General features: G+C 67.8%; 3 protein-coding genes. 2 read left to right on the top strand and 1 reads right to left on the bottom strand.

All coding sequences use genetic code 11. The features are described 5' to 3' along the window. Both NG1_RS37695 and NG1_RS34775 read left to right on the top strand, forming a co-directional pair. Positions 1-448, top strand: a 448-nt coding sequence (locus NG1_RS37695) for a phage tail tip lysozyme (protein ID WP_210751014.1), incomplete at its 5' end; no start/stop codon positions are given. 471 nt (positions 449-919) lie between these two features. Continuing rightward, on the top strand, positions 920-2,077 hold the full coding sequence (locus tag NG1_RS34775) for a transglycosylase SLT domain-containing protein (RefSeq protein WP_084499427.1): 1,158 nt from the start codon (positions 920-922) through the stop codon (positions 2,075-2,077). 9 nt (positions 2,078-2,086) lie between these two features. Here NG1_RS34775 and NG1_RS34770 read toward each other — a convergent pair. Continuing rightward, positions 2,087-2,457: C40 family peptidase (locus NG1_RS34770; protein WP_168434304.1), on the bottom strand; the 371-nt coding region annotated here is incomplete at its 5' end.

Below are 2,457 nucleotides of genomic sequence, written 5' to 3'. Positions count from 1 at the left end.
CGCCGACAACATTCCTGGGGGCTCGAACGCCAATCCGGCGGACGTCTATCGCTACCTCATATCGAAACATGGACTCACGCCTGCGCAGGCTGCGGGGATCGTGGGCAATATCCAGGTCGAGTCGGGTTTCAAGACCAGCGCGTACAACTCGGGCGAAGGCGCTATCGGTCTGTGTCAGTGGCGGGGTGGGCGACGGCAGGCCCTGGAGCGGTTCGCGGCAGCTCGCGGGAAGCCGGTCACCGACTGGAAGGTCCAGGTCGATTTCATGATGGCCGAATTGCGCAGCAATGAATCCACCGCGTATGGATATCTCCGGGCCGCACAGACGCCTGCCTACGCGGCGGCGGTCTTCGACCAGTATTACGAAAGAAGCTCCGGTGAGGCGAGAGGGCAGCGCATCGCCTACGCCAACAGCATTGCCTCGGCAATGCGCAACGTCGCCGTTTGACCTCGCCCGGCCTTCGCCGGTCGCTCGGTGCAGTCTTTCACCGAGGCGCCTCGCGGTTGCCCCGCGGCCGGGTGCCGGGACCGGGGGCACTGGTATTCCCGCAAGCGGGAACAGGCGGGGCCGTGCGCGAGAGATATCTACATTAAGCTGCGGATACGTTTCGGGACGAGGGCCGAGTAAGAGGCATTCCGAGTCGGGTGATCCGACAGCCGGGCAAGGCGGCACGAAGTTCACCGCATCGGCGCGGATTGCCACGTCGCTGCCGCGTCGGCTGTGAACTCTTCCGGCTCCAGCACGCGCTGATCGTGTCCGGTGATCGGCAGCGCGTACCGGGGCGTCCGGCGGAAGGTGAATCGTGGCTGCCTCTGTGATCACCGTTCGTAGTGTCCGCGCGCATCGGGGGAACTGATGGCTCCGACGGATCGCACTCCGCCCGAGCGGGATTCCGATGATCCCGGCGATCCTCGCGACATGCGTGCGAGCGCCACCACCACCGCCGCGCCGCGCCGCCCCGCCAAGTCCGCGACGCGCGGTGCTCCCACCCCGATCCCGCGGGCGCAGGCAGGTGCGCCGATCGCCGCGCCGGCCGGCGCGACGGCTCAGGGACGCACCCAGAACGCGCCGTCGGCATCCGAGACAACTGCTGCCTCGGGCTCCGCTTCCCTTCCGCGCTCGGACGCGCTCGGCACGGCCGGTTCGTCCATGCCCATGGCAGCCGCGGCGATGGGCGCGTTGGCCGCCATCGCGGCCCAGTACGGTGACGGCTCCCCGACCGCCGTGGCGGGAAAGCCCTACGCGCCACCCGATGTCGACGCCGCGCGGCCGAGCGGCCCCGTGGTGTGGGACGGTGCGCTCGGCTCGCAGTACACCGCGAGCAGCCAGAATCGCGCTCGCCACGGCAATGCGACGCAGTCGATGAACGCCGAACTCGAGCGCATTCTCGGCGGCGCGGTCGACAGCACCACACAGGGGCGCGCCGCGATCGGAGCGATAGTCGCCGAGGTGAACACCGCCCTGACCGCCCTCGGCAATGTCCAGGATGCCAACGCGAGCAGGCAACTGGTGATCTCCACTCTCGAAAACGCCCTGCAACGCGCGGGAACAGTGCTGGGTCAGGGGCAGGCCGCGACGGTGCTCACCGCCGACCGGGTGGCCGCGCTGGCCGACAGCTACCTGCGTGAATCGCGGCCGGCCCAGCCGCGCAGACCTCGCCGCACATCGCACTCCGGCATGCGGACGCCCAGTGGCGGGCCGCCGCGCACCCGGCCGTCCGGCCAGCAGGGGCAATGGATCAACGAAGCGCTACAGGTGTTGCGCCAGCACGGCTACGACACGCGCCAGATCGACCCGGCCGATATCGCGGCGATCATCCAGCACGAATCCGGTGGCAACCCGAACGCCATCAATCTCTGGGACAGCAATGCCGCGGCGGGAATCCCCTCGAAAGGGTTGATGCAGACCATCGATCCGACGTTCAACGCGTATTCCGTTCCGGGGCACCGTGATATCTGGAATCCAGTGGACAACATCGTCGCGGGCGTGCGCTATGCCATCGAGCGATACGGATCGGTCGGCAATGTGCCGGGGATCGTGCAGATGCGGGGCGGCGGCTCGTATGTGGGGTATTGAGCCGGACGGTCATGCCCAGCGGGCGGCCGCGTAACTGCCGGGCAGCTTCCGGTATTGGACGTGGCCACCGGTATGTGGAGCCTCGACGCACATGCCGTTGCCGATGTACATGATCACGTGACCGGGGTTGTTCGCCCCTTTGAACGATTCGGACGGGAATATGAGGTCGCCGGGCTTGATGTCCCGGGGATTCACCTTGGGCAATGTCCGGTATTGATCCGCGGCCACTCGCGGAATCCGCACACCGGCGGCGGCCGCCGCGTATTGCATCAGGCCCGAGCAGTCGAAAGCGTTCGGCCCCTCCGCACCGAAGATATACGGGTCACCGAGCTGGGCGAGAGCCACCTGGATCGCCTTCGCGGCTGCTCCGGTCGCACCGC

It is taken from the genome of Nocardia gamkensis NBRC 108242 (assembly GCF_001612985.1).
Classification (GTDB): domain Bacteria; phylum Actinomycetota; class Actinomycetes; order Mycobacteriales; family Mycobacteriaceae; genus Nocardia; species Nocardia gamkensis.
This window is presented reverse-complemented; position numbering and strand designations above follow the sequence as displayed.

Bases quoted from the DNA above. Each gene is read 5' to 3' on its own strand.
- NG1_RS34775 (WP_084499427.1), top strand. From the start codon at position 920: ATGCGTGCGAGCGCCACCACCACCGCCGCGCCGCGCCGCCCCGCCAAG.